26 protein-coding genes are annotated in these 25413 nt (G+C 70.0%); 14 read left to right on the top strand and 12 right to left on the bottom strand.

The features are described 5' to 3' along the window. Positions 1 to 92 precede the first annotated feature (92 nt). The 5 genes from AC6JA9_RS11010 (at position 93) to AC6JA9_RS10990 (ending at position 4764) form a co-directional block, all read left to right on the top strand. A complete protein-coding gene (locus tag AC6JA9_RS11010; RefSeq protein WP_223750273.1) occupies positions 93 to 767 on the top strand; it encodes a response regulator transcription factor in 675 nt (224 codons plus the stop codon). Further along, positions 757 to 1947: a sensor histidine kinase gene (locus AC6JA9_RS11005; RefSeq protein ID WP_497959639.1), complete on the top strand. Its 1191-nt coding sequence runs from the start codon at positions 757 to 759 to the stop codon at positions 1945 to 1947. Before AC6JA9_RS11010 ends, AC6JA9_RS11005 begins: the two co-directional genes overlap by 11 nt. A gap of 141 nt (positions 1948 to 2088) precedes the next feature. Beyond that, positions 2089 to 3327, top strand: coding sequence for a hypothetical protein (locus AC6JA9_RS11000; RefSeq protein WP_473571069.1), 1239 nt, complete (start codon positions 2089 to 2091; stop codon positions 3325 to 3327). A 267-nt stretch (positions 3328 to 3594) separates the two neighbouring features. Further along, positions 3595 to 3873 carry a hypothetical protein gene (locus AC6JA9_RS10995; RefSeq protein WP_223750270.1) on the top strand — a complete coding sequence of 93 codons (279 nt, stop codon included), beginning with the start codon at positions 3595 to 3597 and terminating at the stop codon, positions 3871 to 3873. A gap of 117 nt (positions 3874 to 3990) precedes the next feature. After that, on the top strand, positions 3991 to 4764 hold the full coding sequence (locus tag AC6JA9_RS10990; RefSeq protein ID WP_223750269.1) for a Coq4 family protein: 774 nt from the start codon (positions 3991 to 3993) through the stop codon (positions 4762 to 4764). Here the strand turns inward: AC6JA9_RS10990 and AC6JA9_RS10985 are convergent. Both AC6JA9_RS10985 and AC6JA9_RS10980 read right to left on the bottom strand, forming a co-directional pair. Next, on the bottom strand, positions 4752 to 5654 hold the full coding sequence (locus tag AC6JA9_RS10985; RefSeq protein ID WP_497959638.1) for an SDR family NAD(P)-dependent oxidoreductase: 903 nt from the start codon (positions 5652 to 5654) through the stop codon (positions 4752 to 4754). The two genes, AC6JA9_RS10990 and AC6JA9_RS10985, sit on opposite strands and share 13 nt — an antisense overlap. A gap of 49 nt (positions 5655 to 5703) precedes the next feature. Continuing rightward, complete coding sequence (locus tag AC6JA9_RS10980) at positions 5704 to 6675, bottom strand: AraC family transcriptional regulator (RefSeq protein WP_223750267.1); 972 nt, start codon at positions 6673 to 6675, stop codon at positions 5704 to 5706. Positions 6676 to 6811: 136 nt separating this feature from the next. On the opposite strand from AC6JA9_RS10980, the gene AC6JA9_RS10975 reads away from it, so the two are divergent. Both AC6JA9_RS10975 and AC6JA9_RS10970 read left to right on the top strand, forming a co-directional pair. Next, entirely contained in the window at positions 6812 to 7480 is a 669-nt protein-coding gene (locus tag AC6JA9_RS10975; protein ID WP_497959637.1) for an SDR family oxidoreductase, read from the top strand. Then, the gene (locus AC6JA9_RS10970; RefSeq protein ID WP_463751194.1) at positions 7480 to 8256 is read left to right on the top strand and encodes an SDR family NAD(P)-dependent oxidoreductase; all 777 of its coding nucleotides are present in this window, start codon (positions 7480 to 7482) and stop codon (positions 8254 to 8256) included. The genes AC6JA9_RS10975 and AC6JA9_RS10970 overlap by 1 nt, the downstream gene beginning before the upstream one ends. A 10-nt stretch (positions 8257 to 8266) precedes the next feature. On the opposite strand, the gene AC6JA9_RS10965 is transcribed toward AC6JA9_RS10970, so the two are convergent. Beyond that, a complete protein-coding gene (locus AC6JA9_RS10965) occupies positions 8267 to 10879 on the bottom strand; it encodes an MXAN_6230/SCO0854 family RING domain-containing protein (protein ID WP_497959636.1) in 2613 nt (870 codons plus the stop codon). A 346-nt stretch (positions 10880 to 11225) separates the two neighbouring features. Here AC6JA9_RS10965 and AC6JA9_RS10960 point away from each other — a divergent pair, with 346 nt between their 5' ends. Beyond that, positions 11226 to 12818, top strand: coding sequence for a PKD domain-containing protein (locus AC6JA9_RS10960; RefSeq protein WP_223750263.1), 1593 nt, complete (start codon positions 11226 to 11228; stop codon positions 12816 to 12818). A gap of 395 nt (positions 12819 to 13213) precedes the next feature. On the opposite strand, the gene AC6JA9_RS10955 is transcribed toward AC6JA9_RS10960, so the two are convergent. From AC6JA9_RS10955 to AC6JA9_RS10930, 6 genes are read right to left on the bottom strand one after another with little or no spacing between them, the layout of a single operon-like run. Then, positions 13214 to 14539 (bottom strand): thioredoxin family protein, encoded by a 1326-nt coding sequence (locus AC6JA9_RS10955; RefSeq protein ID WP_497959635.1) that lies wholly within the window; start codon positions 14537 to 14539, stop codon positions 13214 to 13216. Between the two features lie 27 nt (positions 14540 to 14566). After that, entirely contained in the window at positions 14567 to 15133 is a 567-nt protein-coding gene (locus AC6JA9_RS10950) for a DUF1801 domain-containing protein (protein ID WP_426747569.1), read from the bottom strand. A gap of 49 nt (positions 15134 to 15182) precedes the next feature. Next, complete coding sequence (locus AC6JA9_RS10945) at positions 15183 to 15692, bottom strand: DUF1801 domain-containing protein (protein ID WP_497959634.1); 510 nt, start codon at positions 15690 to 15692, stop codon at positions 15183 to 15185. After that, positions 15689 to 16102, bottom strand: coding sequence for a DoxX family protein (locus AC6JA9_RS10940; RefSeq protein ID WP_497959633.1), 414 nt, complete (start codon positions 16100 to 16102; stop codon positions 15689 to 15691). Before AC6JA9_RS10940 ends, AC6JA9_RS10945 begins: the two co-directional genes overlap by 4 nt. Before the next feature lie 2 nt (positions 16103 to 16104). Beyond that, the gene (locus tag AC6JA9_RS10935) at positions 16105 to 16671 is read right to left on the bottom strand and encodes an SRPBCC family protein (RefSeq protein ID WP_141323005.1); all 567 of its coding nucleotides are present in this window, start codon (positions 16669 to 16671) and stop codon (positions 16105 to 16107) included. Beyond that, on the bottom strand, positions 16668 to 17000 hold the full coding sequence (locus tag AC6JA9_RS10930; RefSeq protein ID WP_046711976.1) for an ArsR/SmtB family transcription factor: 333 nt from the start codon (positions 16998 to 17000) through the stop codon (positions 16668 to 16670). Before AC6JA9_RS10930 ends, AC6JA9_RS10935 begins: the two co-directional genes overlap by 4 nt. 126 nt (positions 17001 to 17126) lie before the next feature. Here AC6JA9_RS10930 and AC6JA9_RS10925 point away from each other — a divergent pair, with 126 nt between their 5' ends. Genes AC6JA9_RS10925 through AC6JA9_RS10915 form a run of 3 tightly spaced genes read left to right on the top strand, consistent with a single transcriptional unit; the run spans position 17127 to position 20508 of the window. After that, positions 17127 to 17570 (top strand): helix-turn-helix transcriptional regulator, encoded by a 444-nt coding sequence (locus tag AC6JA9_RS10925; RefSeq protein WP_497959632.1) that lies wholly within the window; start codon positions 17127 to 17129, stop codon positions 17568 to 17570. A 14-nt stretch (positions 17571 to 17584) separates the two neighbouring features. Beyond that, positions 17585 to 18010: a VOC family protein gene (locus AC6JA9_RS10920; RefSeq protein ID WP_497959631.1), complete on the top strand. Its 426-nt coding sequence runs from the start codon at positions 17585 to 17587 to the stop codon at positions 18008 to 18010. Between the two features lie 56 nt (positions 18011 to 18066). Beyond that, positions 18067 to 20508: an ATP-binding cassette domain-containing protein gene (locus tag AC6JA9_RS10915; protein ID WP_141324984.1), complete on the top strand. Its 2442-nt coding sequence runs from the start codon at positions 18067 to 18069 to the stop codon at positions 20506 to 20508. A gap of 67 nt (positions 20509 to 20575) precedes the next feature. On the opposite strand, the gene AC6JA9_RS10910 is transcribed toward AC6JA9_RS10915, so the two are convergent. Continuing rightward, positions 20576 to 20980, bottom strand: coding sequence for a RidA family protein (locus AC6JA9_RS10910; protein ID WP_141324986.1), 405 nt, complete (start codon positions 20978 to 20980; stop codon positions 20576 to 20578). A 101-nt stretch (positions 20981 to 21081) separates the two neighbouring features. On the opposite strand from AC6JA9_RS10910, the gene AC6JA9_RS10905 reads away from it, so the two are divergent. Next, positions 21082 to 21987 carry a LysR family transcriptional regulator gene (locus AC6JA9_RS10905; protein ID WP_497959630.1) on the top strand — a complete coding sequence of 302 codons (906 nt, stop codon included), beginning with the start codon at positions 21082 to 21084 and terminating at the stop codon, positions 21985 to 21987. Positions 21988 to 22085: 98 nt separating this feature from the next. On the opposite strand, the gene AC6JA9_RS10900 is transcribed toward AC6JA9_RS10905, so the two are convergent. Both AC6JA9_RS10900 and AC6JA9_RS10895 read right to left on the bottom strand, forming a co-directional pair. Next, entirely contained in the window at positions 22086 to 22331 is a 246-nt protein-coding gene (locus AC6JA9_RS10900) for a DUF1272 domain-containing protein (RefSeq protein WP_141324990.1), read from the bottom strand. 253 nt (positions 22332 to 22584) lie between these two features. Further along, positions 22585 to 22962 (bottom strand): GatB/YqeY domain-containing protein, encoded by a 378-nt coding sequence (locus tag AC6JA9_RS10895; RefSeq protein WP_426747572.1) that lies wholly within the window; start codon positions 22960 to 22962, stop codon positions 22585 to 22587. Between the two features lie 119 nt (positions 22963 to 23081). Here AC6JA9_RS10895 and AC6JA9_RS10890 point away from each other — a divergent pair, with 119 nt between their 5' ends. Both AC6JA9_RS10890 and AC6JA9_RS10885 read left to right on the top strand, forming a co-directional pair. After that, on the top strand, positions 23082 to 24365 hold the full coding sequence (locus tag AC6JA9_RS10890) for a radical SAM protein (protein ID WP_497959629.1): 1284 nt from the start codon (positions 23082 to 23084) through the stop codon (positions 24363 to 24365). Continuing rightward, positions 24362 to 25339, top strand: a complete 978-nt coding sequence (locus tag AC6JA9_RS10885) for a PLP-dependent aminotransferase family protein (protein ID WP_497959628.1) — start codon at positions 24362 to 24364, stop codon at positions 25337 to 25339. The genes AC6JA9_RS10890 and AC6JA9_RS10885 overlap by 4 nt, the downstream gene beginning before the upstream one ends. The last annotated feature ends 74 nt before the right edge of the window (positions 25340 to 25413 follow it).

Genomic DNA, 25413 nt, shown 5'->3' with positions numbered 1-25413 from the left:
TCGGACAGGCGTCAACCCGCGGTTGACGTTCGATTGACGTTCCCTCCGGTAGCCTGCGACCGTCCTGCCATCCCGAGGTCCCCTGCCCGCTCATGCGAGTGCTCGTCGTCGAAGACAACCGTGACCTCCAGGCCAACATCGCGAGGTTCCTCGGCGCGGACTTCCAGCTCGACTTCGCCGCCACCGGGCCCCAGGGGCTCACGCTCGCGCTAAGCCACGAGTACGACGTCATCGTGCTGGACCTGATGCTGCCGGGGATGAGCGGCATCGAGCTGTGTCAGCGCTACCGGCAGCTCGCCGCCCGGCTGGTGCCCATCCTCATGCTCACCGCGCGCGACACGCTCGAGGACAAGGAGGAGGGCTTCCGAGCAGGCGCGGATGACTACCTCGTCAAGCCGTTCTCGCTGAGGGAGCTGCGGCTGCGGCTGGAGGCCCTGGCGCGCCGCCCCGTCCCTCCGAGCGGTCGGCGTCTGACGGTGGGCTCGCTCACCCTGGAGCCCGACACAGGACAGGCCCGGCGCGGCGAGCGCGGCGTGCGACTCAACCGGACCGAGGCACGGCTCCTCAAGCTACTGATGGAGTCCGCGCCCGGGCCCGTGTCGACGGCGACGCTCGCCCATCAGCTCTGGGGCGACGACGCGCCGGAGTCCAGCGCCCTGCGCACGCACGTCTATGCGCTGAGAGGCGCGCTCGCCGAGCTGGGGATGGACGACTGCATCACCACCCACCGCAACAAGGGCTACAGCCTGGAGGCCCGTGAGGACTAGGTCGATACGAGCGCTCCTCCTGGGCGCCATGGTGTCGTCCGCGGCGCTCTCGCTGGTCCTCATGGGGGCGTTCTTCACGCTCTTCAGCTACGACCTCGAGGACACCCTCTTCGCGCGGCTCGTCGCCACCGCGATGGACGAGCACGGCGGCGATGGGGTGATGCCACTCGGCATCAGGACCTATGTGGGCCACGCGAGCCTGCCGTCCTGGCTCCAGGCGGAGGTGCCGGCGGACGCGCTGGGTGGCGAGTACGAAATCTTTCCTCCCGGACACGGCCACTTCCATGTCGCGGTGCGACCGGACGTGTCGACAGGCCTCACGCGCTACGGCGTGCTCGACACGACGGAGCTGACCGGCACCACGCGCCAGCTGCGTCGCACGTCGGGTCTGCTGGTGGTGAGCGCGGTGCTGGCCCTGCTGGGCGCCGCCGGGCTCTCCCTGCTGGTCGCGAGGCGGCTGGGGGTTCCGCTGGAGCGGCTCGTCGCGCAGGTGCAGTCGGGACAGGCGCCGCGAGCCGAGGACATCGTCGTCACCGAGGTGCGGGCCCTGTCCCAGGCCTTGAGTGCCCGGGATGTCCGCATCCAGGAGCTGCTGGAGCGGGAGCGGGCGTTCAACCGGGACGCCAGTCACGAGCTGCGCACGCCGCTCGCCGTGGCGCAGGGCGCGGTGGAGATACTGGAGCTGGACCCGCCCAGGGACTCGGCGACCTTCGAGCGGCTGCGGCAGGCGGTCCTCCAGATGGGCCTGCTGACGGAGGGCATCCTCTGGCTGGCGCGGCCGGGGCGCTCGGACGAGACGTGCGGACTGGTGGGCATCTCTCGCGAGCTGCTCGCGCTGTACGGTGGCCACCTCTCCCGAGGCGACGTGGCGCTCGTCATCGAGGCGACGGACGAGGTCGTCGTGCCGCTGCCCGGCTCCGTGGCGCGGGTGATGCTGGGCAACCTCATCAAGAACGCGCTCGCGTATACGGAAGAGGGGCGCATCGTCATCCGCGTCACGCCCGAGGCGTGGAGCATCGACGACACAGGGGTGGGCTTCGGTCGGAGCGAGCCCGAGCAAAGGGGCTTTGGTGTCGGACTGTCGCTGGTGGAGCGGCTGGCGCGCCGGTTCCAGTGGACGCTGGACCTCCGCGCGGTGGAGCCGCATGGCACACATGTCCGACTGACCTGGCCTTCATGAGGGCGGGCGCTGGAACTCATGACCCGGGCCATCTACAACTGCCCCATGCACTCGAGCCTCCGCCGCCTGACCGCTCTTGTCCTCGTCTCGCTGACGCTCGCCTGCGCGACGCGAGCCACGGCGCCCTCCCCAGGAACCCCCATGACGACGCCCTCCCCGCTGGACGCTCCCGCCGAGCAGTACGTGAAGCTGGCCCTCGCCGTGGGGCAGCACGACGGCAACTACGTGGACGCCTATTACGGGCCGGAGGCCTGGGCGAAGGAGGCCGAGGCCACGAAGCTGCCCCTGCCCGAGATTGCCGCGCGCGCCGCCGCGATGGTGGCCGCGGTGGAGGCGACGCCGGTGCCCGCCGATGAGCTGCTCGCGATGCGCCACCGCTTCCTGCTGACCCAGCTGCGCTCGCTCGAGGCGCGGGTGCGGATGCTGTCCGGCGAGAAGCTGAAGTTCGACGAGGAGAGCCAGGCGCTCTACGGCGCGAAGGACCCGGGGCACACCGACGCGGAGTTCGAGGCGGTGCTCGTGGAGTTGGACAAGCGCCTGCCCGGCCAGGGTCCGCTGGTCGACCGGCTGGACCGCTTCCGCAACGACTTCGTCATCCCGAAGGACAAGCTGGACGAGGTCTTCCGCGTCGCCATCCAGGAGGCCCGGCGCCGCACGCTCCAGCACGTGGAGCTGCCCGCCAACGAGCACTTCACGTTGGAGTACGTCACCAACAAGCCGTGGAGTGGCTACAACTGGTACAAGGGCAACTCGACCAGCGTCATCCAGATCAACACGGACCTGCCCTTCTACATCCTGCGCGCCATCGACCTGGCGGCGCACGAGGGCTACCCGGGGCACCACGTCTACAACGCGCTGCTGGAGCAGCACCTGGTGCGCGGACGCGGGTGGGTGGAGCTGACGGTGTATCCGCTCTACTCGCCCATGTCGCTCATCGCCGAGGGCAGCGCGAACTACGGCATCGACGTGGCGTTCCCGGACGCGGAGGCGTACTTGAGGGACGTCCTCTTCCCGCTGGCGGGGCTCGACCCGAAGCGCGCGGCCAACTACGTGGCCGTGGAGGCGCTGGCGGCGAAGCTGTCCTACGCGAGCAACGAGGGCGCGCGCCGGTACCTGGACGGACAGCTCAGCCGCGAGGCGACGCGGGACTGGTTCGTGCGCTACGGCCTGGTGTCCGTGGAGCGGGCGACGCAGAAGATGGCCTTCATCGACTCGTATCGCGCGTATGTCATCAACTACAACCTGGGCCAGGACCTGGTGAAGCAGTACGTCGAGCGCCACATGGGCGCCGACACCTCGCCCGAGCGCCGCTGGCAGGTGTTCCGCGAGCTGCTGTCCTCCATGCGGCTGCCGGCGGACCTGGACCCCGCCGCGAAGTGAGGGCCGGGTTCCACACCTGCCCAGGAAGCGCGAACAAGGGAGTCACACATGCGCGTCACACGGACTGTTCGACTCGAGGTGAACCCGACGACGGACCCGCGGTGGGCCGCATGGGAGGGCTCCTTCAGGTTGCCCGCGGCGCCTGGCGAAGCCGGAGGGCCCCAGTGGTACTCGGGCAAGCGGCGCGGCGAGCGCCTCGTGATCCACCGGCAAATCCCTGCCTGGGAGCGCTGGGTGTGGCGCCCGAGGAACCACGTGGAGTCCTCCGTGGAGAAGGTGGCTGAGAAGGAGGTCCAGGTGGTGACTCGCCTGGTGTGGCACGACTCGGTCATCCTGCCCCTCGCCGCGTTGGTGCTCGGGACGCTCGCGACGTTCCGGTTCCTGTGGGGGACCGCCTGGCTCTGGGGCTTCCTGGCGATGATGTATGCCTTCGCGGGCCTGCCGTGGCTCGTGGGCTCTCGACAGGTCCGGCGGGAGTCCCTGGCGTTGACCCACGCACTCGAGAGTCAGGCCACCGCGGCTGACACGACAACACGCCCCCATTGACGTGTCAGGCCAGGTGCTTTGACGTGTAGGCCCGAAGCACCCTCTCTTGAACACACCACATCCCCCCGGAATGACAGGCGCTGGGGGGATGGCTTATCGTGTGCAAGTGGGGGAGGCATGCACACTCGTGCGGACCGTCTGTCATTCGAGGCGCCTCTGGCAGAGCCGACCAGGCTCGTCGAGCAGGCCCGCGACCTGGTGAACCAGCGCGTGACGCTGGGGGAGGTCATCCCCTTCCTCACCGAGCCCGAGTTGCTCGCCGCCAGTGATGCCTTGCTGCTGTCGGTGCCCGGGTTCCGCGAGCTCCACGCCGAGCTGTGGGACCCGGCCCTCCCCGAGCCCGAGGCCCTCTCCACCCTGCCGGAAGGCTCGTTCGGCCGCTGCTACGCGGCCTACATGGCGCACTACCGGCTGGCCCCGGACTTCTTCCCCATCCAGGCCGAGCTCGACCCGGAGGCGACGCCCACCCGCTACGCCGTCCACCGGCTCAACAAGTGCCACGACTTCTTCCACGTCCTGGGCGCCTATGAGACGTCGGACGCGGACGAGGTCGCCGTCCAGTCGTTCGTGTTCGGACTCGCGCCCTCCGCGCTCGCCCTGTTCCTGGCGGCGGCCTCCGTGCACCCGGACATCCTCCGCGACAAGTACAAGCACCTGCGCGACATCTACGAAGGGCGCATCCAGGCCCACGACTTCGTCCGCGGCGTCGCCGCCACCGCCCTGCTGGGCGCGCGCCTCGAGTCCCTGATGGAGGAGCCGCTGGAGGGGCTGCGGCAGCGACTCGGCCTGGGGGCACGGGCGGACTTCCGGCCCGGGCATCCCGGCGAGAACACCTGCTCGGGCCGCTCCGTCCCCGCCTTCTTCACGCACGCCGCCGCTCAGGGGCCGTGAAGCTTCAGCATCCGCCGCCCCACCTCCGTGTCCGCGAAGTCCGGCAGCCCCTCCGCGTCCGTGCTGACGCTGAGCTCCCGTAGAGCCTCGTCGCTCGCTCCCATCTCGCGCAGCGTCAGGCCAGCGAGGGCGTAGGCATCGCTCCCCAGGAGCAACCGACGTGGCTGTTTCTGCATCGCCGCGAGCCGCAGCAGCGCCTTCGCGGCCTTCTCGGGCACACCGCGCGCCCCGCCGGGGTTGGCCCTCACGCTCGCGTTGAGCGCCCCCACCGTGGCCTGGTAGTCGGGCTTCGAGGGATGAATCGTCATCGACGCGCCCGCCCAGTCCGTGGCGAAGCCACCCGGCTCCACGATGGTCACCTGGATGCCGAGCGGCGCCACCTCGTTCATCACCACCTCGCTGAAGCCCGCGACCGCGAACTTCGCGGCCTGATAGGCGCTCAGGCCCGGTGTGCCGCCACGCCGCCCGCCAATCGAGCTGATTTGGAGGATGCGCCCCTGGCGCTGCGCGCGCATCACCGGCAGCACCGCCCGCGTCACGTGCACCACGCCGTAGAAGTTGGTGTCCATCTGCGCGCGGAAGTCGTCGAGCGACAGGTCCTCCGCCGAGTCGATGTTGGCGTAGCCCGCGTTGTTCACCAGCACGTCGATGCGGCCGAAGGCCTCCACCGCCTCGCGCACCGCCCGCGCCGCCTGCTCGGGCTGGGTGACGTCCAGGGCCACCGGTCGGATGCGCGCGCCGTGCTCGCGAACGAGGTCCGCGAGCGACTCGGGGTTGCGCGCCGTGGCGACGACGCGGTGCCCGGCGGCGAGCACGGCGAGGGTGAGCGCGCGGCCCAGGCCACGCGAGCTGCCCGTGATGAACCACACCTGCGAAGTGTCTTGGGTCATGGGCTCAAGATGCGGCGCGAGCCCGCGCGCCTCAAATCCAGACGCGCCACTATCTCATCGAATCGCGCCAACGGTTCGGCGTGGTGCCCTCCCAGGCCCGGAACGCCCGCGTGAAGGAGTTGAGCTCCTCGAAGCCGAGCAGGAAGGCAATCTCGTCCACGCCCACCTGCCCGGTGCGCAAGAGCCGCAGCGCCGTGCGATGCCGGACGTCGTCGAGCACCTGCTGATAGCTCAACCCGTGCTCCTCCAACCGGCGCTGGAGCGTCCGGGCGCTGAGCGCCAGCTCCCGCGCCACCTTCGCCACGCTGGGCCGCTCCCCCGCCATGCGCCGGGCGACCACCGCCCGGACCCGCTCGACGAGCGAGTCCTGCTCGACGGGCGCGAGTCGCTCGTCGAGGCTGGGGAGCAACACCCGCAGCAGGTTCGCATTGTGGGTGACGAAGGGCGTGGAGAGCACCTTCGCGTCGAAGACGAGCGCGTCGCGCCGCGCCTTGAAGCGCAGCGGGCAGCCGAAGAAGCGCATCAGCATCGGCTCGTCCGCCCGGGCGCGGAGGAGCTCCACGCGCTTGGGCGCCAGCGACAACCCGCTCCCGCGCTGCAGCAGCACCAGCAACGAGGCCAGCGAGGCATCGACGAGGCGCGCGGGCGCGGGGCTGGAGGCGTGCAGGTACGTCGTGTGGACGGTGACCTCGCCGCCCTGGGTGTCGACGGACATGTCCTTCGGGCCGCACAGCCGCTTGTAGCGGGCAATCTTGCCCAGGGCCGTGCCCAGGTCCGGTGAGTGCAACGCGGCCAGCGAGGAGATGTCGTACTCGTGCACCTGCGTCTCACGCGCGAGGCGCAACCCGATGTCCGCCGGAGACGACTCCCCGAGCACCTCCCAGAAGTGGAAGAACTGCGCGGTGCTCATCGCGCCCCCAGCGGGCACGCGCGCGGCGGCGGTGGCGTGGGCCACGTTCGCGCCGAGCCGGGCAAGACGCACGCCCACGTCGGGCGCGAGGTGGACGAGGTCTCCGCTCATCGGAGAAGCGTAACGGGCCCCCTGGCGCGCGACCAATCCGATCGCGCCAATCGCCCGGACGGTGCCCCCGCGCGCCAGGACAATCCCTCACGCAAGGCCCTGGTCTCGGACCACGACCGCCTGTATGCCTGCCGGCATGAGCGCTCGGAATGCAATCGTCGTCGGCGGAACGGGCAACATCGGCGCCGCCGTCATCCACAGGCTGAGGGCGGAGGGACTGCACGTCATCTGCGCCTCGGAGGACGTGACGCGGGAGTCATCCGACTCGATGCGGGTGGACGTCACCGATGAGGCCTCCGTGAGGTCGCTGTTCGACAAGGCGTCCGCCAACGGGGCCCTTCATCTGCTGGTCAACTGCTCGGGCTTCGGGGCCTTCACGCCCATCGAGGAGACCTCGCTCGCCGACTGGCGGAAGAGCCTGGACGTGAACCTGACGGGTGCCTTCCTGTGCGCGCGCGAGGCGTTCAAGCGGATGAAGGCGCATGGCGGAGGGCGCATCGTCCACATCGGCTCGGTGAGCGACCACCTCACCCTGCCCATGAATGGCGCCTACGCCGCCTCCAAGCATGGCCTCCGTGGGCTGACGGGCGTGCTGAACGCGGAGGGAAAGGACCACGCCATCCGGGCCACGCTGCTGTCGCTGGGAGCCGTGTACACGGCCTTCTGGAAGACGCGTCCGGAGTTCAGCCCCGCCGACATGTTGTCCGTGGACGACGTGGCCGAGTCCATCTGGGAGATTGCCCGCAAGCCCTTGCACATCCGCGTGGACGAGCTGCGCCTGGTCCCCTCGAAGGGAGTCCTGTGATGACGTCGCCCTCGAACGCGGACCTGGCGCTCGTCACGGGGGCCAGCCGGGGAATCGGCGCGGCCATCGCGGAGGTGCTCGCCGGGCAGGGGCTGCGCGTCGTCCTCCTCGCGCGGGACGAGGAGGCCCTGGCCCGACAGGAGGCGAAGCTGCGCGCCTCGGGAGCCCAGGCGTGGTCCTTCGCGTGCGACCTGGCGAACGAGGCCGCGCTGGACGCGACGCTCGCGAGGCTGGAGTCCACCGTGGGAGTGCCAGGAGTCCTCGTGAACAACGCGGGCTTCGGCGGGCCCTTCCACCGCGCCGACGAGGTCTCGCGGAGCGAGTGGGAGCAGCTCTTCGGGGTGAATGTGGACGCCGTCCACCAGCTCTGCCGCTGGGCCCTGCCGCGCATGAAGGCGGCGAGGTTCGGCAGAATCGTCAACATCGCCTCCTCCCTCGGCCTCTTCGGCGGGGCGCTCTCCTCCACCTACGCGGCCACCAAGCACGCGCTCGTGGGCTACTCCAGGTCCATCGGCGCCGAGTGGGGCGCGCACGGCATCACCTGCAACGCCATCTGCCCCGGCTACATCGACACGGAGATGCTGGCGAAGGCGCCGCCCGCGCTCCGCGAGGAGCTGCTGCGCAGGATTCCCGCCGGGAGGTTCGCCACGCCCGACGAGGTGGCCCGACTGGTGGCCTTCGTCGCGGGCCCCTCCGGGGGCTACATCAACGGCACCACGCTGGTCGTCGACGGGGGATTGTCATCCCATCTCGCCAACGACCTGCCAACCTTCTGAGGCGGCGCCGCTACGCCTTCTTCAGCACGGAGACCAGGTCGCCCGCGCCCAGCCGGGTGACCTCCTCCGCGGAGGTGTGCAGGAAGCGCAGGGCATACCCCTCGCTGCCCTGAGAGAGCGCGGGCACATCCGTCAGCCCCGCGAAGAACGTGGGCGCCTTGCCGGGCGTGAAGCTCCGCGCGGTGGAGTCCGCCTCCAGGCCTCGCAGCCTGCGAAGGAAGGAAGCGGTGTCCTCGTCCTCCGCCCGCTTCAGGACGGACACGGAGCCATCCCGACGCCGGACGTGCACGGTGCGGCTGCGCGCTGCGGCGTGCAGGGTCGCCAGCTCCCACAGCGTGGGCCGGGCGCCGGTGCCGAAGTAGGCCAGGGTGTCCTTGCCCAGGTGTGCGAGTCCCCCCCGGGAGCGGGCCACGCTCTGGAAGCCGTCCTCGGGAGGGACCTTCACGTCCACCCAGCGAAGCTGCTTCTCGACGAGGTCGATGACGAGCGGCACCGAAATCTGCGCGCTCCCCTGCAAGTCGAAGCGCTGCTCCACCGTGCGCGCGTCGAAGTGTTCCCCCTCCACCTCGTCCCGGACCATGAAGCCCGCGAACGCGTCCTCCATCCGGTCGAACGAGACGCTGTTGAAGGAGAAGACCACGGGGATGGCGTAGCGCACGCCCTGGGCGAGCAGGCGCTCCATGTGCACGTCCAGGAACTCGGCGCCTCCCAGCGGCGGAGAGCCCGACGTGACATCCCCCGAATGCACCGCGGCGTCGTCCTCCAGCCGCAGGTTCGTGTAGTCACACCGGTCCACCAGCCACCAGTTCTTGTCGTAGAGCGCCACCGACAGGTCCAGGTCGACGTACGTGTTCTGGGGCTCCGTCCAGTGGACGAAGAAGCGCAGGACCTTCCCCTCCGGAATCGGCAGCAGGCTGCCGCGAGGCACCGCCACCAACGCCTTCGAGGCCGTCTTTTCCGCCATTGGCACCAGGAGGTCTCCGAGCGCCTCGTCGATGACCGCCTGGGGGAAGGACGGCAGGGCCTCCGCCCGTCGCAGCAGCTCCCGCTCCAGCAGCGCCACCAGCTGGCCAATCACATCCCCGGGGAGCAACGGACGACGGTCCTCCATGCCCCAGGCGTGAGTGGCCTCACCCTTCGGGAAGAAGATGCGCCGGGCGAACGGCTGGTGCCGCTTGCGCAGGTGCGCCGAGGCGGCGAGCAGCAACGCGGGCGGAGACCGGGGCAGCACGGCATCGAGCGTCGCGAGCAGCTCCGGCGCCAGCGACGCGGAGCCCGCGAGCGCCACCGAGAGCCGGCTCACATGGTCCAACCTGCGCAGCAGCTCACCGGGCCGCTGCCGGAGCAGCGTCAGCGCGCCCGGAAGCGCCCTCGCGCGCAGCGCCTCCTCGACGCGCGAGGTCCAGGAGCGGAACTCCACCACGACGCCGCCCTCGACGTCCCGCGTCTGGAAGGACTCGGGATGCTCGCGCGTGAGGCCCAGCAGCGTCGCGCCGAACGGCGTCTGCTCGGAGAGCACCGTCCCGCGCAGCACGGCGAACGCGAGCGAGACCTTGGGATGACGCCGCCACTCCTCAAAGACGTGCAGCAGCCCGCCAAAGGCCTTCCACAGGCCCGGGTTGCGCCCGACGTCCTCGGTGACGTTCAGCAGGGAGAAGCCCTCCATCATCCGGAGGACGGCGCGCCGCACCTGACGCGGCGGGCTCTTCAAGGGCACCTTGACGGAGAGGTCGGGGTTGCCACCCGCCCAGGCCACCAGCACGCGGAGCACATCCGTGGCGGTCTTCACGTGCGCCGCGGCGCCGGCCAGCACGTCCCCCGCCGTCCGGGGGGCCCGGAGGAGGTGCCCCACGATGAGCGCCAGGGTCTCCTTCACCGGGATGCGCCGGGGCAGCCAGCCCAGCACCCGGGGCCCGAAGGCGGACACGAGCCGCTTGAGGATCTCCAGGTCGCGAGGGTTGAGCACCGTGGACCGCGATGCCAGCCGTCGCATCAGTCCGCTCGCGGTGGCCTCGGGGTCCGTGCCCAGGGACAACCGCGTCAACTGGCTCCGACGGATGGAGTAGACGGTCCGCGAAGCGCCCTTGAGTTCCTTGGGCTGCAGGAAGGGGTCCGTCGGCGACAGACGTCGACGGCAGATGGGACAGGCGGAGTAGTCCTTGCCGTCGAAGCACTTCTCACAGACGAGGTGGGCGCACGGCGACAGCGCGCGCACCGAGCCCAGGGTGCCGCAGTGGATGCACGGCTGCTCGGGGTTCTGGTACAGCCACGACAGCACGCGCTGGACGAACAGCGCCTGCGTGTCGCGCGGGACGCTGTGGGGGAAGTTGCGGAACAGCGGGACGAAGGGGCGGTCCTTGCCCACCGTCGCCGCGCAGTTCTCGTAGAGGAAGCGGCCAGACGCGGCCAGGGGCTCGTCGGGGAGCGCGAGCAGCGCGTCCCGGAGGTCCCCCGCGAGCACGTAGCCGACACCCGCCAGGTCCGCATCCAGCGCGACCAGGGCCTCCTCGCGTGCCTTCGTGTCACCGCCGGCGGGCAGGCCCGTGGGAGGAAAGACGAGCCCCGTGGTCCAGAGCAACAGCGCGGCGGAATCGCCCGTGAGTTGGAGCGAAGGGGCGCCCATGGTGACTCCCTGAGAGAGGGGAAAGGCGGGGCGGAGAGCGGATGAGCTACCTCATAGGAGTGAGAAGGAAGCACACCCAAAGCCGCCCCGCAGAGAACCCTACCAGGGCTCACCAGGAACCGCCAACGAGGAAAAAGACCGGGGCATCGGACTCACGCCGTGCGCCAGCGAACCATCGCCAGACATCCTCGACGTTGAATTGACAGCGTGAACCCACCCCTCTCAAGTTGGGCCGTCGCCGACGCCGGCGATCTGGAGCACGTGAGGGTGTGGGCGGGCGCAATGCCTCTCAGACCCAGACACGCATCGCAGTCCATCGCGTCATTCCCATGCCGAGGATTGTTCCATGTCGAAATCGAATCCGTCGACTGTATCCAGCCGTCTGTTCTTCACACTCGCCACGCTCTGGGGCGTGCTCCTGGCCCCCGCCGCCCAGGCACACTCGGCTGTCTATGGTGGAGGACCTTTCTACTCCGGGGGCACCGCGGTGATGGATGACCTGCGCGCGTCGGGGTTCACCACGGTGATTCTGTGGAGCTTCCACATCGAGGACAACGGGGACCTCGTCTACAACGACATCCCCGTGGTCCGGAATGGCGCGTACATCGGCGACGCGGCGTGGCCCACGCGGCTGGCCACGCTCAAGCGGGCGCCCACGTCGGTCAATCGCATCGAGGTGTCCATCGGCGCCTGGAGCGTCCCGGACTTCGAGCGCATGGCGAGGCTGGTCAACGGCACCGCCGCCGGCTGCGGCACCACGCTGGTCTGCGGCACCGGGAGCAACAGCATCCTGTACCGCAACTTCCAGGTGCTGAAGACCATCACCGGCGCGGACGCGGTGAACTTCGACGACGAGAGCGCGTATGACCTCGCTCCGACGACGACCTTCGGGCAGATGCTGATCGGCCTGGGCTACAAGATCGCCTTCGTGCCGTACACGCAGCAGACATTCTGGCGCAACCTCCGGAACAACCTGGGGAGCGCGGTGGACCGCATCTATCTCCAGGTCTACGACGGCGGCGCGGGCAACAACCCGGCGAGCTGGAACACGGCCATGGGGATGACGGTGTCCCCGGGCCTGTGGTCGCGGCACGGCACCAACTGCGCGTCGGGTGACAGCCCGGCTTCGGTGCAGACCAAGATGACCCAATGGAAGGCCAATGCCGGCATCCCGGGCGGCTTCATGTGGCTGTATGACGACATCCAGCGGTGCTCGGCGCAGGGGACGAGCGCGCAGTACGCGGCGGCCATCAACACCGCGGTCAGCGGCAACACGCCTCCGGTGGCGAACTTCGGCGTCACCCTCAGCGGGCTCACGGCGACGTTCAGCGACGCGTCCACGGACGCCGATGGCAGCATCGTCTCGCGCAGTTGGAGCTTCGGCGACGGCACCACGTCCACGGCGACGAACCCCGCGCGCACGTATGCGAGTGGCGGCAACTACAACGTCACGCTGACGGTCACGGACAACGGCGGGGCGAGCCACAGCAGGACCCAGACGGTCTCCGTGGGCACGGGCTTCATCAACCTGGCGCTGAACAAGCCCACCAGCAGCACCACGCCCTGCAACAGCAACGAGACGGCGGCCAAGGCGGTCAACGGGAGTGTCTCGGGTGGAACCACCGACAAGTTCTGCTCACTGACGTCACCGGCGTGGATGGATGTCGACCTGGGCTCGGCCCAGACGGTCAGCAGCTTCACCGTGAAGCACGCGGGGGCAGGCGGTGAGACGGCGACCTGGAACACCCAGGCGTTCACCATCCAGACTTCGACCAATGGGACGACGTGGAACACCGTCGTCACGGTGAGCGCCAACACCGCCAACGTCTCCACCCACCCCATCACCGCCACGTCCGCGCGCTACATCCGGCTCCATGTGACGCTGCCCACCCAGGACTTCTCGCCGGCGGCACGCATCTACGAGTTCGAGGTCCGCTGAGTTCCAGGCATCCGCGCCGACCCGCGAGCATGTCTCGGGTCGGCGTGGGCGTCCCTCGTCAGGGCGCTGTTCAGAAGTGCGTGTGACTCGCCCCTACAAACATCACCAGCGTCCGTGGCCCTACGTCTCGAGAAGACGGCCATGACATGCCGGCACACCCTGCATCGACGTGGCGCGCACGGACCGGCGGCGCACGGGGGCGACTTCCTTGCGTCGAGCGCGGACACAAAAGGCCGCGACGGGCGCTCACATCCATACACGTCGTGCCCCGTGGGAGCGCCCGCGGACAAAGGGGCGCGCCTTGCCAACCTCGAGCGTCGACACGGAAGGCCGCGACAGCCGGCCTCATCGATACAAGCCGTGCCGAGCTGGAACGCCTCGCGAGTGCGCAGGCACTACTTCCCGGCATCGAGCGCGGACAGCGCGGCCTTCACGGCGTCCACCGCGTACTGGGAGAACTCCCGCTGCATCCTGGGCAGCCGCTCCGCTTCCGCGAGCGCCGTCTCCAGGTCCTTGCGCGCCTCGTCCTTCCGGCCGGCACGCTCCAGCGTCCGCGCCCGGCTCAGCCATACCGCCAGCCGTCGCCCTCCCTGTGCCCTCTTCAGCGCGCGGTCCGTCGCGGCGAGCGCCTCGTCGTAGCGACCGAGCTCCCGGAGGTTCGCGGCCACCCGCGCGCTGGCGGAGGAGTCGTCGGGCAGCTCGCGCTCCGTCTGGACGAAGAGCGCGAGGGTGTCCGCCAGGTGCCCGCTCGACTCCGCGGCGCTGTAGAGCGGAGGGTCCCACGCCGCCCGCCCCCGCGCCGTGGTCTCCTCGGCGCGATACGCGAGCACCTTCGCGTAGTACTCCTCGGACAGCTTCCGGGCCCCCTCCTTGTCGCCGCGCTCCTCGAGCAGGTCCGCCATGGAGCCGTAGAGCCACGTCTGCCCCTTCGCGTCGCGCTCGCGCAGCTGCTCGAAGGCCTTCTCGAAGTAGACCTCCAGCGCCCTCATGGCCGGCGCGGCCCAGGGCTTGGGCTCGTCCGCGTACCTCGCGCAGGCGTAGGCGGTGCTCGCGGCGCCCGCCCTGCGCGCTTCGTCGAGACTCGGGACCTCTTTCACCGCGTACTCCGCGCACGCCTGGAAGGCCTCGGCGTTCCACAGCGCGTTGAGCGCGGACTCCACGGCCCTCGCACGACGGCTCCACTGCTTGGAGCCTTGCGCCACCGCCTCCTGGTACTTGCGCGCCGCCAGTTCGTGCTCCCGCCTGGCATGGGCGCGGTCTCCTTCGAGCAGCAGCAATTCCGGCCCCGACACCTGGGCACTCAATGCGCGCCGGGCATCGTCGAGCAACGCCAGCACGTCCTCCAGCCCGGCGCCGCCCATCCAGCGCAGCGCGGGCGTCTCCGTCTCGGAGTCGAGCACCAGCAGCGTGGGCAGGTTGTCCACCGGGAAGCGCTCGAGGAGCGGCTCGTTGATGGGGTCATCCACATCCACCGCGAGCAGGACGTAGTCCTTCGCCTTCTCGATGAAGCCGGGCGCGGCGAAGACCTGCGCCTCCATGGTCCGGCACGGCGGACACCACACCGCGCCGAAGTCGATGAAGAGCGGCTTGCGCGCGGCCCGGGCCTGGGCGAGCGCCGCGGCGTAGTCGTTCTGGATGAACGCCGCGTGCTCGGGGGGACGTGCTTTCGTGGTGGCACAACCCACGAGGACCATGAGGCAGACGGGGAGGAGCCGCTTCATGGGAGGCGACTCTACCACCGCGACAGCTCACATCCGTTCGCCGGGGAGCTGGCTGGCCTGCTTCACCCAGGACACGAAGCGGGCCTCGTCGAGCGCGTCGTCCTCGCGGATGTCGAGGTAGCGGGTGTCCTGGCTCTTCGACTCGCCCGGAGGCATGGGCTTCAGCGCCGTGCCCCGGAAGAAGGCCACCTTGATGTACTTCGCGAAGCAGTGGATGCCGAGGAACATCCCCTGGCCCTCGATGCCATACATCGGCGAGTTCCACTTCACCGCCTTGGACACTCCCGGGACGGCGCGAGAGATGAGCGCGTCGAGTCGCGCGCCGACCTCTCGCTTCCAGCCCGGCATGGCCGCGATGTAGGCCTGGATGGGGGCCTCCCCGTACCCCTTCGCGATCTGCGGATTGCCTCCGGAGAGGAGGACTGGCGCCTTGGCCGGTGCCGAGGTCGCCTTGCGCTCCGTGGCCTTCTTCGCCGCTGGCTTCTTCGCCGTGGTCTTCTTCTCGGCGGTCTTCTTGGCCTGGGCCTTCTTCGCAGTGGCCTTCTTCGCAGTGGCCTTCTTCGCCGCGGCCTTCGCGGCCGTCTTGCCAACCATGTCGCGCACTCCTGGATGACGGGGGTGGGGCGCCATCACGCCCCGAACCCTATCGCTTCTTCGCCTTCGCACCGCTCGGCTTCGCGGCCTTCTTCACGGCGCTCTGCTTCCGCGCCGCCGGGACCTTCTTCGCCGCCACCGCCTTCTTCGCCACCGGCGTGGCCTTCTTCTTCGGCGCACTGTTCAGGGCCGCGGCCGCCTTCACCAGCGCCTTGAACGCACTCGCGTCGACCTTCTCCCCCTCACGGATGTCGATGGCCCGGCGCGCGTTGCCCTCCAGGCTGGAGTTGAAGATGCCCGTCGGGTCGGGGACGCGGGCGCCCTTGATGAAGGTGAGCTTCGCGACCTTCGTGTACGCCTCCCCCGTCGTGACAATCCCATTGTGGGACCACACCGGCGTGCCCCACTTCCACTCCTCGGTCATCTCCGGGACGGCCTCCAGGATCAGCTTCCGCATCCGGGCCAGGGCCTCTCCCCGCCAGTCCCCCAGGTCGAGGATGCGCTGGTCGATGAGCCTCGACGCGGCCTCCCCGCTCGCCTGCCCCTCCCCCTTCTTCATGAGTGACCTCCGGCCAGCACCGGCGCCGCGGCCGGAACCGGAGCCGCCTGCAGGCGACGCCAGAAGAAGTACGACAGCCCCCAGAGCACGCTGGTCCCCACCACCCAACCCCACGCCTCGGGGCCGTCCCCCACCGCGCGGTGCGCGATGAACGCGGAGGCCAGGTTGATGGCGAACCCCGCGTAGGCCCACTCCTTCAGCCGCGCCGGCACGGGCGCGAGCAGCAGCACCACCCCGAGGAACTTCGCCCACGACAACCCCTCCCGGAAGTAGTCGGGGAAGCCCAGGTGGGTGAACGCCGCCGCCACCTGCGGCAGGCTCAGCTGCGCGTAGGCGGTGAAGCCGATCTGCAAGCAGAACAGCACGGTGACAACCCAGAAGCCGATGGTGATTCTCTTCGAGCGCGTCATCTTCAGTTCCTCGGGGAAGAAGTGTGTCCAGGGGTCACGACGCCGAACTGCTCGGCGTACTCGGCATGCAGCCGCTGCCAGCCCTCGAACCGCATCGCCTCCGGGCCGACCAGGCGCCCCAGCGGCTCGCCCGCCAGGAGTCCATCCAACACGTCGAAGCAGATGTGCCAGCCCGCCGCGCCCATCGCGATGAAGCCCTGGTGGATGTTGTGCCAGAGCGTCAGCCTCGTGCCGCCGCTCTCGCGCGGCTCCAGCTCCCAGCGGACATCGTTCCCACCCCAGCTGTACTCGAGCAGCTTCGGCGCCTCGGCCCGCTTCACCTGCGTCTCGGCGACGAGCGGCTTGGGCGCGCCCACCGTGGTGAGCATCGCGGAGCCCACCGCGCCCAGGTTCCGGTCCGAGTCGAACGGCGCCCACTCCCGCAGCTGCTCGGGGTCCGTGAGCGCCTCCCAGACCTTCACGGGCGGGTGGCGCAGGTCACGCACGAGGACGAGCGTCCAGCGCTCCGCGTCCTTCTTGATGTGGGCCCCGGCCGCGCGGCCGGGGGTGTACTTCGCACGGTGAGTCATCGCTTCTTTCCTTTGCTGGAGGTCTGCTCCATCCGGTCCAGATGGCGCTCGAGCGCGTCGACATGGGCCGTCCAGAAGCGACGGAAGGGCGCAAGCCACTCGTCGACCTCCATGAGCGGCTCGGGCCGCAGCCGGTAGACACGTCGCTGGGCCTCGACCCGGGACTCCACGAAGCCCGCCTCGCGCAGCACCCGCAGGTGCTTGGACACCGAGGGCTGGGACATCCGCAGCTCCCGCTCGATTTCGCCGACGGAGCACTCCGACGCGGCCAGCAGGCTGAGGATGCTCCTCCGGTTGGGCTCCGCGATGATTCCGAACGAGGATTCCATGCCGCATATATACCCATGGATTCATATAACCGTCAAGGCATGTACTGGAAATATGACAGGACCTTGTCAGGACATCGGGGGGTTTTGGCTTCGGGATGCCCGGCTCGCGACGTAGCCTCCGGCGCCATGGCCACCCCAGATGACCTGGCGTGCGAGCTCGCGGAGCTCGCGCGGCTGCGGCGCGCCCGAGACCTGATGGACCGGGAGTTCGACAGTCCCCTCACGGTGGAGTCGGTGGCCCGGGTGGCCGCCATGTCCCCCGCCCACTTCTCGCGCCGCTTCCGGAAGGAATACGGCGAGAGCCCCTACGGCTACCTGATGACCCGCCGCATCGAGCGCGCCATGGCGCTCCTGCGGCGCGGGGACCAGAGCGTCACCGACGTGTGCATGGCGGTGGGCTGCTCATCCCTGGGCTCGTTCAGCGCGAGCTTCACCCGACTGGTGGGCATGCCGCCGTCCGACTACCGCGCGAAGCAGCACACCGAGGACCAGGTGCTGCCCGCCTGCATCCAGAAGGAGCGGACGCGCCCCCGCCGAGCAGGATTCGAGAAGCACCTTCCCACCCGTTGACCCACAGTGGAGTCATGACCCTCAAGCTCACCACCGTTCACCTGATTGTCGACGACCCGGACAAGGCGCTGCCGTTCTACCGCGACCTGCTGGGCCTGAAGCTCATCGGCGACGTCTCCCACGAGGGGCTCCGGTGGCTCACCCTCTCGCCTCCCGCGCAGCCGGACATCCAGATCGTCCTGAGCCAGCCGCACGCCGGCCGCACGAAGGAGGACGGTGACGCCATCGCGCGCCTGCTCGCCAAGGGCACGCTGGGCGGCGCCCTGTTCAGCAGCGCCAACCTCGCGGAGACCTTCGAGACGCTGCGCGCCTCGGGCGCGGACGTGGTGCAGGAGCCCACGAACCAGCCCTGGGGCGTGCGCGACTGCGCCGTGAGAGACCCCGCCGGCAACCTCATCCGCATCAGCCAGGCCTTCCCCCTGCGCGGCAACGCGGGCTGAGCAAGCCCGCCCCCGTCGTCCCCACACCCCACCCGTTCGCCGTTGGTACCCCTGTCATGACCGAGCCCAAGCACTCCACTCCCGCGCATCCCGCGGACCGCCACGACCTCATCCGCGTCCGGGGCGCCAGGGAGAACAACCTCAAGGACGTGAGCGTCGAGCTCCCCAAGCGCCGGCTGACGGTGTTCACCGGCGTCTCCGGCTCGGGCAAGTCGTCGCTGGTCTTCGGCACCATCGCGGCCGAGTCCCAGCGGATGATCAACGAGACCTACAGCGCGTTCGTCCAGGGCTTCATGCCGTCCCTGGGCCGGCCCGAGGTGGACGTGCTGGAGGGCCTGACGACGGCCATCATCGTCGACCAGGAGCGCATGGGCGCCAACTCCCGCTCCACCGTCGGCACCGCGACGGACGCCAACGCAAGGCTGCGGGTGTTGTTCAGCCGCCTGGGCAAGCCGCACATCGGCTCCTCCAACGCGTTCTCCTTCAACATCCCGTCGGCGCGCGCGTCGGGGCAGATAACGGTCGACAAGGGCGAGGGCCAGGTCGAGGAGCGCGTGGTCACCATCTCCGGCGGCATGTGTCCCCGGTGCGAGGGCATGGGCTCGGTGACGGACATCGACCTGGGCCAGCTCTACGACGACAGCAAGTCGCTCAATGAAGGCGCGCTCACCATCCCCGGCTACAACGCCGACGGGTGGCAGGTGCGCATCTACGCGAACTCGGGCTTCCTGGACCCGGACAAGCCCATCCGCAAGTACACGAAGAAGGAGCTGGAGGACTTCCTCTACAAGGAGCCCACCAAGGTGAAGTTCGAGAGCATGAACCTCACCTACGAGGGCCTGGTGCCCCGCATCCAGAAGTCGTTCCTGTCCAAGGACAAGGAGGCGATGCAGCCGCACATCCGCGCCTTCGTGGAGCGCGCGGTGACCTTCACGCCCTGCCCCGAGTGCGCAGGCACCCGGCTCAACGCGGCCGCCCGGTCCTCCAAGGTGAAGGGCATCAACATCGCCGAGGCCTGCTCGATGCAGGTGAGTGACCTGGCCGAGTGGGTGCGCGGGCTGAACGAGCCCTCCGTCGCGCCGCTGCTGGCCACGCTGCGCCAGACGCTCGACTCGTTCGTGGAAATTGGCCTGGGCTATCTCAGCCTGGACCGTCCGTCGGGGACGCTGTCGGGCGGCGAGTCCCAGCGCATCCAGATGATTCGCCACCTGGGCTCGTCGCTCACCGACGTGACGTACGTGTTCGACGAGCCGACCGTCGGGCTGCATCCGCACGACATCCAGCGGATGAATGACTTGCTGCTGCGCCTGCGCGACAAGGGCAACACCGTGCTGGTGGTCGAGCACAAGCCGGAGGTCATCGAGATCGCGGACCACGTCGTGGACATCGGCCCGGGCGCGGGCACCGCCGGTGGCGCGGTGGTATTCGAGGGCACCGTCGACGGGCTGCGCGCCAGCGACACGCTCACCGGACGGCACCTGGGCTACCGCGCGTCGTTGAAGCCCTCGGTGCGAAAGCCGTCGGGGGCGCTGAAGGTGCGCGGGGCGAAGGCGCACAACCTGCGGGGCGTGGACGTGGACATCCCGCTGGGCGTGCTGGTGGTGGTGACGGGCGTGGCGGGCTCCGGGAAGAGCTCGCTGATCCACGGCTCGGTGTCGGGGCGTGAGGGCGTGGTGACGGTGGACCAGAGCGCGATTCGTGGCTCGCGGCGCAGCAACCCGGCGACGTACACGGGGCTGCTGGAGCCGATCCGCAAGGCCTTCGCCAAGGCCAACGGCGTGAAGCCCACGCTGTTCAGCGCGAACTCGGAGGGCGCCTGCCCCACGTGCAACGGCGCCGGGGTCATCTACACGGACCTGGCGATGATGGCGGGGGTCAGCACGCTGTGCGAGGAGTGTGAGGGCAAGCGCTTCCAGGCGGCGGTGCTGGAGTACCGGCTGGGCGCGCTCAACATCGCCGAGGTGCTCGACCTGCCCGTCAAGGACGCGGCGACCTTCTTCGGCTCCAAGGAGGCGCGCACGCCGGCCGCGCATGAAATCCTGAAGCGGATGAACGACGTCGGGCTGGGCTACCTGCGGCTCGGCCAGCCCCTCACCACGCTGTCGGGCGGCGAGCGGCAGCGGCTGAAGCTCGCGACGCACATGGGTGAGGAGGGCGGAGTCTACGTGCTCGACGAGCCGACCACGGGCCTGCACCTGGCCGACGTGGAGAACCTGCTCGGGCTGCTGGACCGGCTGGTCGACTCGGGCAAGTCCGTCATCGTCATCGAGCACCACCAGGCCGTCATGGCGCACGCGGATTGGATCATCGACCTGGGTCCGGGCGCGGGGCACGACGGCGGGACCATCGTGTTCCAGGGGCCGCCGGCGGACCTCGTCTCCGCGAAGGCCACGCTGACCGGGCAGCACCTGGCGGCGTATGTCGGCGGGGCCTCGGGCGCGAAGGTCGGAGGCGGAAAGCCGGAAGCTCCCCGGGGGCGCGCGGCGCGGCGCTCGTAGTCGCGGCCTCCCACGAAGGCTCCGTGCTCCCAACGCGAGGGACACGGAGCCTTGCCGCGGCGGTGGCTCAGGGCAGGACGGCGGTGGCTTCGACCTCCACGAGGATGTCCGGCTCGAAGAGCACGCTGACGCCAATCAACGAGGCCGGCGCGGGGACGAACTTCAGCTCCTGCGCGACCTGCTGAACACCCGCGCCGAACTGGGGCAGTTGCTCGGGCTTCCAGCCGACCACGTAGAACCTCAAGCGGACCACGTCGCTGAACGAGGCTCCGGCCGCCGCGAGCGCGAGGCCGACGTTGCGCAGCGACTGCGCCACCTGCCCCGCCAGGTCTCCTCGCGCGACGAGCTTTCCCTCCGCGTCGTAGGCGACCTGACCGGCGATGTGGACCTGCCGGGAGCCCGTGGAGATGGACACCTGATGGTAGAGTTCGGGCTTCATCATTCCATCGGGGTTGAGCAGCGTGACGGGCATGGCGGTTCTCCTGGGGTTGGCGATGTCATGACCCTATATCGCTGGGATTGACGAACAGCGTTCCCCACTCCAGCGATGAGGCCGCTACAATCGTGGGGCCCATGAAGCGTGCCAACCTCGACGAAATCCTCGCCTTCATGTCCGTCGTGGACGCGGGCAGCTTCGTCGCGGGAGGGCGGGCCATCGGACTGACGCGCTCGGCCGCGGGCAAGGCGCTGGCCCGGCTGGAGTCGCGGCTCGGCGTGCGCCTGCTCCACCGCACCACGCGCCATGTGAGCCTCACCGACGATGGCCGCGTCTTCCATGAGCACTGCCAGCAGGTCCTCGCCGCGCTGGAGGAAGCGGAGGCCAGCGTCGGACAGCACACGGGGACTCCGCGAGGCGTCCTGCGCCTCACCGTGCCGGACGCGTTCGGCAGGCTGCTGGTGCTCCCGGTGCTGCGGGACTACCTGCGGATGTGGCCCGAGGTGCAGGCGGAGGTGAGCTTCAGCGACCGCGTCGCGGACGTCATCGAGGAGGGCTACGACCTGGCCGTGCGCATCCAGGCGACCCATACGGATACGCGCCTGGTCTCCCGGCTCGTGGCCGAGTACCCCGCCATCCTCTGCGCCTCACCCGCCTACCTGGCCGCGCGTGGAGAGCCCCGGACGCTGGCGGAGCTCGCGGCCCATGACTGCCTGTTCTTCAGCAGCCGCGCGCGCAGGCAGCGCTGGCGCCTGCGTGAGCAGGGCGGCTCGTGGGTCCACGTGGAGGGACGCAGCCGCCTCCGGCTCGACAGCGGCGAGGCGCTGCGTGACGCGGCGGTCGCCGGGATGGGCGTCGCGTTCCTCCCTGGCTTCCTCGTCGACGCGGACCTCTCGCGAGGGCGTCTGCGGGCGCTGCTGCCCTCCGTCGAGACGGGCACCGTGCGCATCACCGCGCTCTACCCGAGCAAGACCCACCTGCCCGCCAAGGTGCGGCGCCTCATCGACCTGATGGTCGAGCGCTGGAAGCCGAAGTCGCGCTGACGTGGGTCGCCGCCACGCGAGCCCGGGCGGGAAGGCCCAGGCGCGCCACCACGGCGTCCGGCCCATCCTCGGCCAGCGTCACCCGCGATTCCCGCGTCTCAGCGCGGAGCGCAGCCTTGCGGCTTGAACACTCGCTCCGTGGACGCGGGGAACCGGGCGAGCTTGCTGGCGGGCCGGCGCGGCCTCGGCGTGAGGTCACCGCCGCAGTTGGGGCAGATACCCTTCAAGCGCTCCGACACGCAGTTCGCGCAGAACGTGCATTCGAAGGTGCAGATGAACGCGTCCGTCGCGTCGGGCGGCAGGTCACGGTCACAACACTCACAGCCGGGGCGGAGCTGCAGCACGAGGGAGACCTCCTGGGCGTCGGGACCCAACGAAACACGGGGACGCGACCGGTGCAATCTCCCCGGCCCCGGCGCGAAGCCCCGCTGCCCGTTAACAGGAGCGCTTGACCTTGCCACGGGTGTCAGGGGCTGGCGTGGCCCCCAGGAGAGTCGGATGAACATCGGAGAACTCGCCCTGGAGTCCCCTCACTCGCCGTTCGCATCCCAACCGGAAGCGCTCGCGGCGCTCCTGGATGGCGCGCGCTGACGAAGGTCAGTCGCCCGAGGGCTCCGCCCGAAGCGCGAGGAGCAGCTCCACCTGGGCGCGCAACGTCCGCGCCTCCTCGTGCTTGCCCAGCTTGACGTAGAGGGCCTCCGCCTCCCGCCGCTCCTGGAGCTCCTTCTGGAGGAGGCCATCCACCGCCTCCGGTGACAGGAGCCGACGCGGCACGTCTCCGCTGCCCAGCCCCTCCACGCCCCCCGCGACGACCCCCGTGACGGCCTTGGGGGCGACGCTCAGGTCCGCCGCCTCGGCGTTGTCGAGCGCGGCCAGCGTCTCTCGCAGCACCGCCACCGCCGCCGCGTTCCTGTCCCTCAGCGCATCCTTGAGCGCGGCCCGCAGCCGCGTCTTCCAGTCACCCACCGTTCTCATCGGCCCACCGTAGAGGTCCCCACCCGAACACTCAAGGCAACCCACCAGGCGCTCCCCTCCCCGCCCGAACTTTGTGTCGATTTGACACGAAGCCTGGAGCTTGAGAGAGTGACGACGTCATGGACACCGCCTTCGTCGCCTTCATTCCGCTCTCGAACTGGCTGCGCGGATTCGATCGCTACCGCATGCGGTACTCGAAAGCGTCCATCGCCGAGTCGACCTTCCCCGACGCGTTCTACATGTTGAGGGAGGATGAGCCATGGACGCCGGGGCTCGCGAAGGCGCGGCGGCTCGTCGCGAAGCTCGGCCGCGCGAAGGACCGCGTCGTCGCGCTGCGCGCCCGGCTGCCCACGTCGGGTGAGCGGGCGATGCGCCCCAACAACACCACGGGCACGGGAATCGGCTGGCGGTGGCCCTCGCCCGAGGTCCCCTTGAGCGGCGTCGCGTGGGTCGAGGACGACGGGACGCTGCGCCCCACCCTCCACGAGGAGGTCACCGCGCAGGCCTTCCAGTTGGACGACACGGGGCTCGCGCCGTGGGAGGACTGCCGCCCCCGCTCCTTCTCCGTGCTGCCCGTGGCGAAGGCCTGTCAGGCGAAGTGCGCGTTCTGCTTCTCGAAGGCCAGCGGCTCCGACCTGGCGCGGCAGCGCAGCGCCTCGCTCGAACATCAGCTGCACTGGGCGGACCTCGCCCGCACCCGAGGGGCGGAGCGCGCCGTCATCACCGGTGGAGGCGAGCCCACCTTGATGGCCCCCGGCCCGCTGCGCTCGCTGGTGCGCGGCCTCGCCGAGCGGTTCCCGAAGACGCTCCTCATCACCAACGGCGCGCGCCTGGATGCGGGGCAGCTGCACGCCTTGCGCGACGAGGGCCTCACCACGCTGGCCATCAGTCGCCACGGCGTCACGCGCGAGGACGACGCGCGCATCATGGGCCTGTCGGTGGACTCGGGTTCGCTCGCGCGGGCCTTCGGGCTGCGCAGCCGCGCCATCTGCGTCCTCCAACGGGGCGGCGTGGATGACGTCCCCAAGGTCCTCGCCTACCTGGAGCGCAGCGCGCGCGACGGGTTCCACGAGGTCTGCTTCAAGGAGCTCTACGTCTCCAGCCTCTCCGAGAACGCATGGGCGCCGAGCGCCGCGAACCAGTACTGCGCGGCGCATCAGGTGCCGCTCGCGCTCGTGCTCCACGCCATGGAGGTCGGAGGCTTCACGCAGGTCGACGCGCTCCCGTGGGGAAGCCCCGTGTTCGAGGGAGAAGTCGCGGGGCGGGTGCTGCGCGTGGCGGCGTACACGGAGCCGTCCGTCGGCTGGGAGCGCACGCACCGGAAGGTCCGCTCGTGGAACCTCATGAGCGATGGGACCTGCCTCGCCTCGCTCGAGGACCCCGCCTCGGAGCTGCGCGGATGAGACACGAGGACTTCCTCGCGCTGCGGGACTCGTGGCGCGCGAAGCGGCCCGGGCTCATCGACCTGGCGGAGCTCAACGTCTACCGGAGCCTCGGGCCTGGCTTCGCGCCCATCGCGCCTTCGACCCACGCGGAGTCGCCCTACCGGTGTCACCTCGCCGAGCGCTATCTCGCGCACCTGGGGCTCGACGCGGGGCTCAAGGCGCGAACGCAGGTCAGCCACGGGGTGCGGCGCTCCCTGCGCGCGCTGTTCGGCTGGCTCGCGTCCCGGCGGGCGCGCCTCGGCGTCCCCGAGGACGTGTACCCGGTGTACCTGCAGCTCGCCGACGAAGCAGGTGTTCAGGTCGTTCGCTACGCCTCGCGCGAGGGCCTGCCCGCGCTCCAAGACTGCGACGCGCTCCTGCTGTGCGAGCCGCTCAAGCCCTGGGGACGCGAGCTCGGACGCGAGGAGGCCGAGCAGGTGGAGGCGTGGGTCCGCGCCGAGCCGGGGGAGCGGGTGCTGCTCATCGACTCCGCGTACGCGACACCTCCGGCGCCGTGGGTCCTGCGGCTCATGCAAGAGGAGCTCGCGTTCGTCCTCGTCTCGCTGTCGAAGGGCTGGCTCATCCCGGACCACGCGGGGCTGTGCATCACGCCATCGCGGTGGCGCGAGGACATGCGCGCCGCCTTCGCGCCGCTGCCGAAGGACGAGCGCAAGCTGCGCATCGGCTACGCCGCGCTCACCGAGCACGCAGCGCGTCCCACCGAGGTCCGAGCACGTCTCGTCGAGCATGCGCGCGCACTGGACGCGCTCACCACCCGCAGACCCGAGCTGCGGGCCTCGCGCTGCATCGGATACTTCGCCACGTCACAGTGCTCGTTCGAGGAACTGCTGGAGCAGGGCGTCCTCGGCGTGCCGGCGTCCGTCTTCGGCGGCCCCGAGGCGCTGAGCATCCTCTCGAGCCTCCCCGCCGCGCCGTCGGCACGAGCGACCTGATGGCACGGCGGTGGTTCTTCACGCAGCGCGGCCTGTATTGACACCCAGCTCGCGGGCGCACCGGGCCTCTCCCG

This window comes from Myxococcus sp. MH1, from assembly GCF_059738865.1.
Note: the sequence above shows the minus strand (reverse complement) of the source record. Positions and strands in the feature narration are given on the sequence as shown.

Coding starts and splice junctions, on each gene's coding strand:
- AC6JA9_RS10935 (WP_141323005.1), bottom strand. CDS start 16,671: ATGACTCACCGTGCGAAGTACACCCCCGGCCGCGCGGCCGGGGCCCAC.
- AC6JA9_RS10970 (WP_463751194.1), top strand. CDS start 7,480: ATGACGTCGCCCTCGAACGCGGACCTGGCGCTCGTCACGGGGGCCAGC.
- AC6JA9_RS11010 (WP_223750273.1), top strand. CDS start 93: ATGCGAGTGCTCGTCGTCGAAGACAACCGTGACCTCCAGGCCAACATC.
- AC6JA9_RS10960 (WP_223750263.1), top strand. CDS start 11,226: ATGTCGAAATCGAATCCGTCGACTGTATCCAGCCGTCTGTTCTTCACA.
- AC6JA9_RS10980 (WP_223750267.1), bottom strand. CDS start 6,675: ATGAGCGGAGACCTCGTCCACCTCGCGCCCGACGTGGGCGTGCGTCTT.
- AC6JA9_RS10940 (WP_497959633.1), bottom strand. CDS start 16,102: ATGACGCGCTCGAAGAGAATCACCATCGGCTTCTGGGTTGTCACCGTG.
- AC6JA9_RS10885 (WP_497959628.1), top strand. CDS start 24,362: ATGAGACACGAGGACTTCCTCGCGCTGCGGGACTCGTGGCGCGCGAAG.
- AC6JA9_RS10920 (WP_497959631.1), top strand. CDS start 17,585: ATGACCCTCAAGCTCACCACCGTTCACCTGATTGTCGACGACCCGGAC.
- AC6JA9_RS10905 (WP_497959630.1), top strand. CDS start 21,082: ATGAAGCGTGCCAACCTCGACGAAATCCTCGCCTTCATGTCCGTCGTG.
- AC6JA9_RS10895 (WP_426747572.1), bottom strand. CDS start 22,962: ATGAGAACGGTGGGTGACTGGAAGACGCGGCTGCGGGCCGCGCTCAAG.
- AC6JA9_RS10985 (WP_497959638.1), bottom strand. CDS start 5,654: ATGACCCAAGACACTTCGCAGGTGTGGTTCATCACGGGCAGCTCGCGT.
- AC6JA9_RS10950 (WP_426747569.1), bottom strand. CDS start 15,133: ATGGTTGGCAAGACGGCCGCGAAGGCCGCGGCGAAGAAGGCCACTGCG.
- AC6JA9_RS10945 (WP_497959634.1), bottom strand. CDS start 15,692: ATGAAGAAGGGGGAGGGGCAGGCGAGCGGGGAGGCCGCGTCGAGGCTC.
- AC6JA9_RS10925 (WP_497959632.1), top strand. CDS start 17,127: ATGGCCACCCCAGATGACCTGGCGTGCGAGCTCGCGGAGCTCGCGCGG.
- AC6JA9_RS10915 (WP_141324984.1), top strand. CDS start 18,067: ATGACCGAGCCCAAGCACTCCACTCCCGCGCATCCCGCGGACCGCCAC.
- AC6JA9_RS10990 (WP_223750269.1), top strand. CDS start 3,991: ATGCACACTCGTGCGGACCGTCTGTCATTCGAGGCGCCTCTGGCAGAG.
- AC6JA9_RS10890 (WP_497959629.1), top strand. CDS start 23,082: ATGGACACCGCCTTCGTCGCCTTCATTCCGCTCTCGAACTGGCTGCGC.
- AC6JA9_RS10955 (WP_497959635.1), bottom strand. CDS start 14,539: ATGAAGCGGCTCCTCCCCGTCTGCCTCATGGTCCTCGTGGGTTGTGCC.
- AC6JA9_RS10930 (WP_046711976.1), bottom strand. CDS start 17,000: ATGGAATCCTCGTTCGGAATCATCGCGGAGCCCAACCGGAGGAGCATC.
- AC6JA9_RS11000 (WP_473571069.1), top strand. CDS start 2,089: ATGACGACGCCCTCCCCGCTGGACGCTCCCGCCGAGCAGTACGTGAAG.
- AC6JA9_RS10910 (WP_141324986.1), bottom strand. CDS start 20,980: ATGCCCGTCACGCTGCTCAACCCCGATGGAATGATGAAGCCCGAACTC.
- AC6JA9_RS10965 (WP_497959636.1), bottom strand. CDS start 10,879: ATGGGCGCCCCTTCGCTCCAACTCACGGGCGATTCCGCCGCGCTGTTG.
- AC6JA9_RS10975 (WP_497959637.1), top strand. CDS start 6,812: ATGAGCGCTCGGAATGCAATCGTCGTCGGCGGAACGGGCAACATCGGC.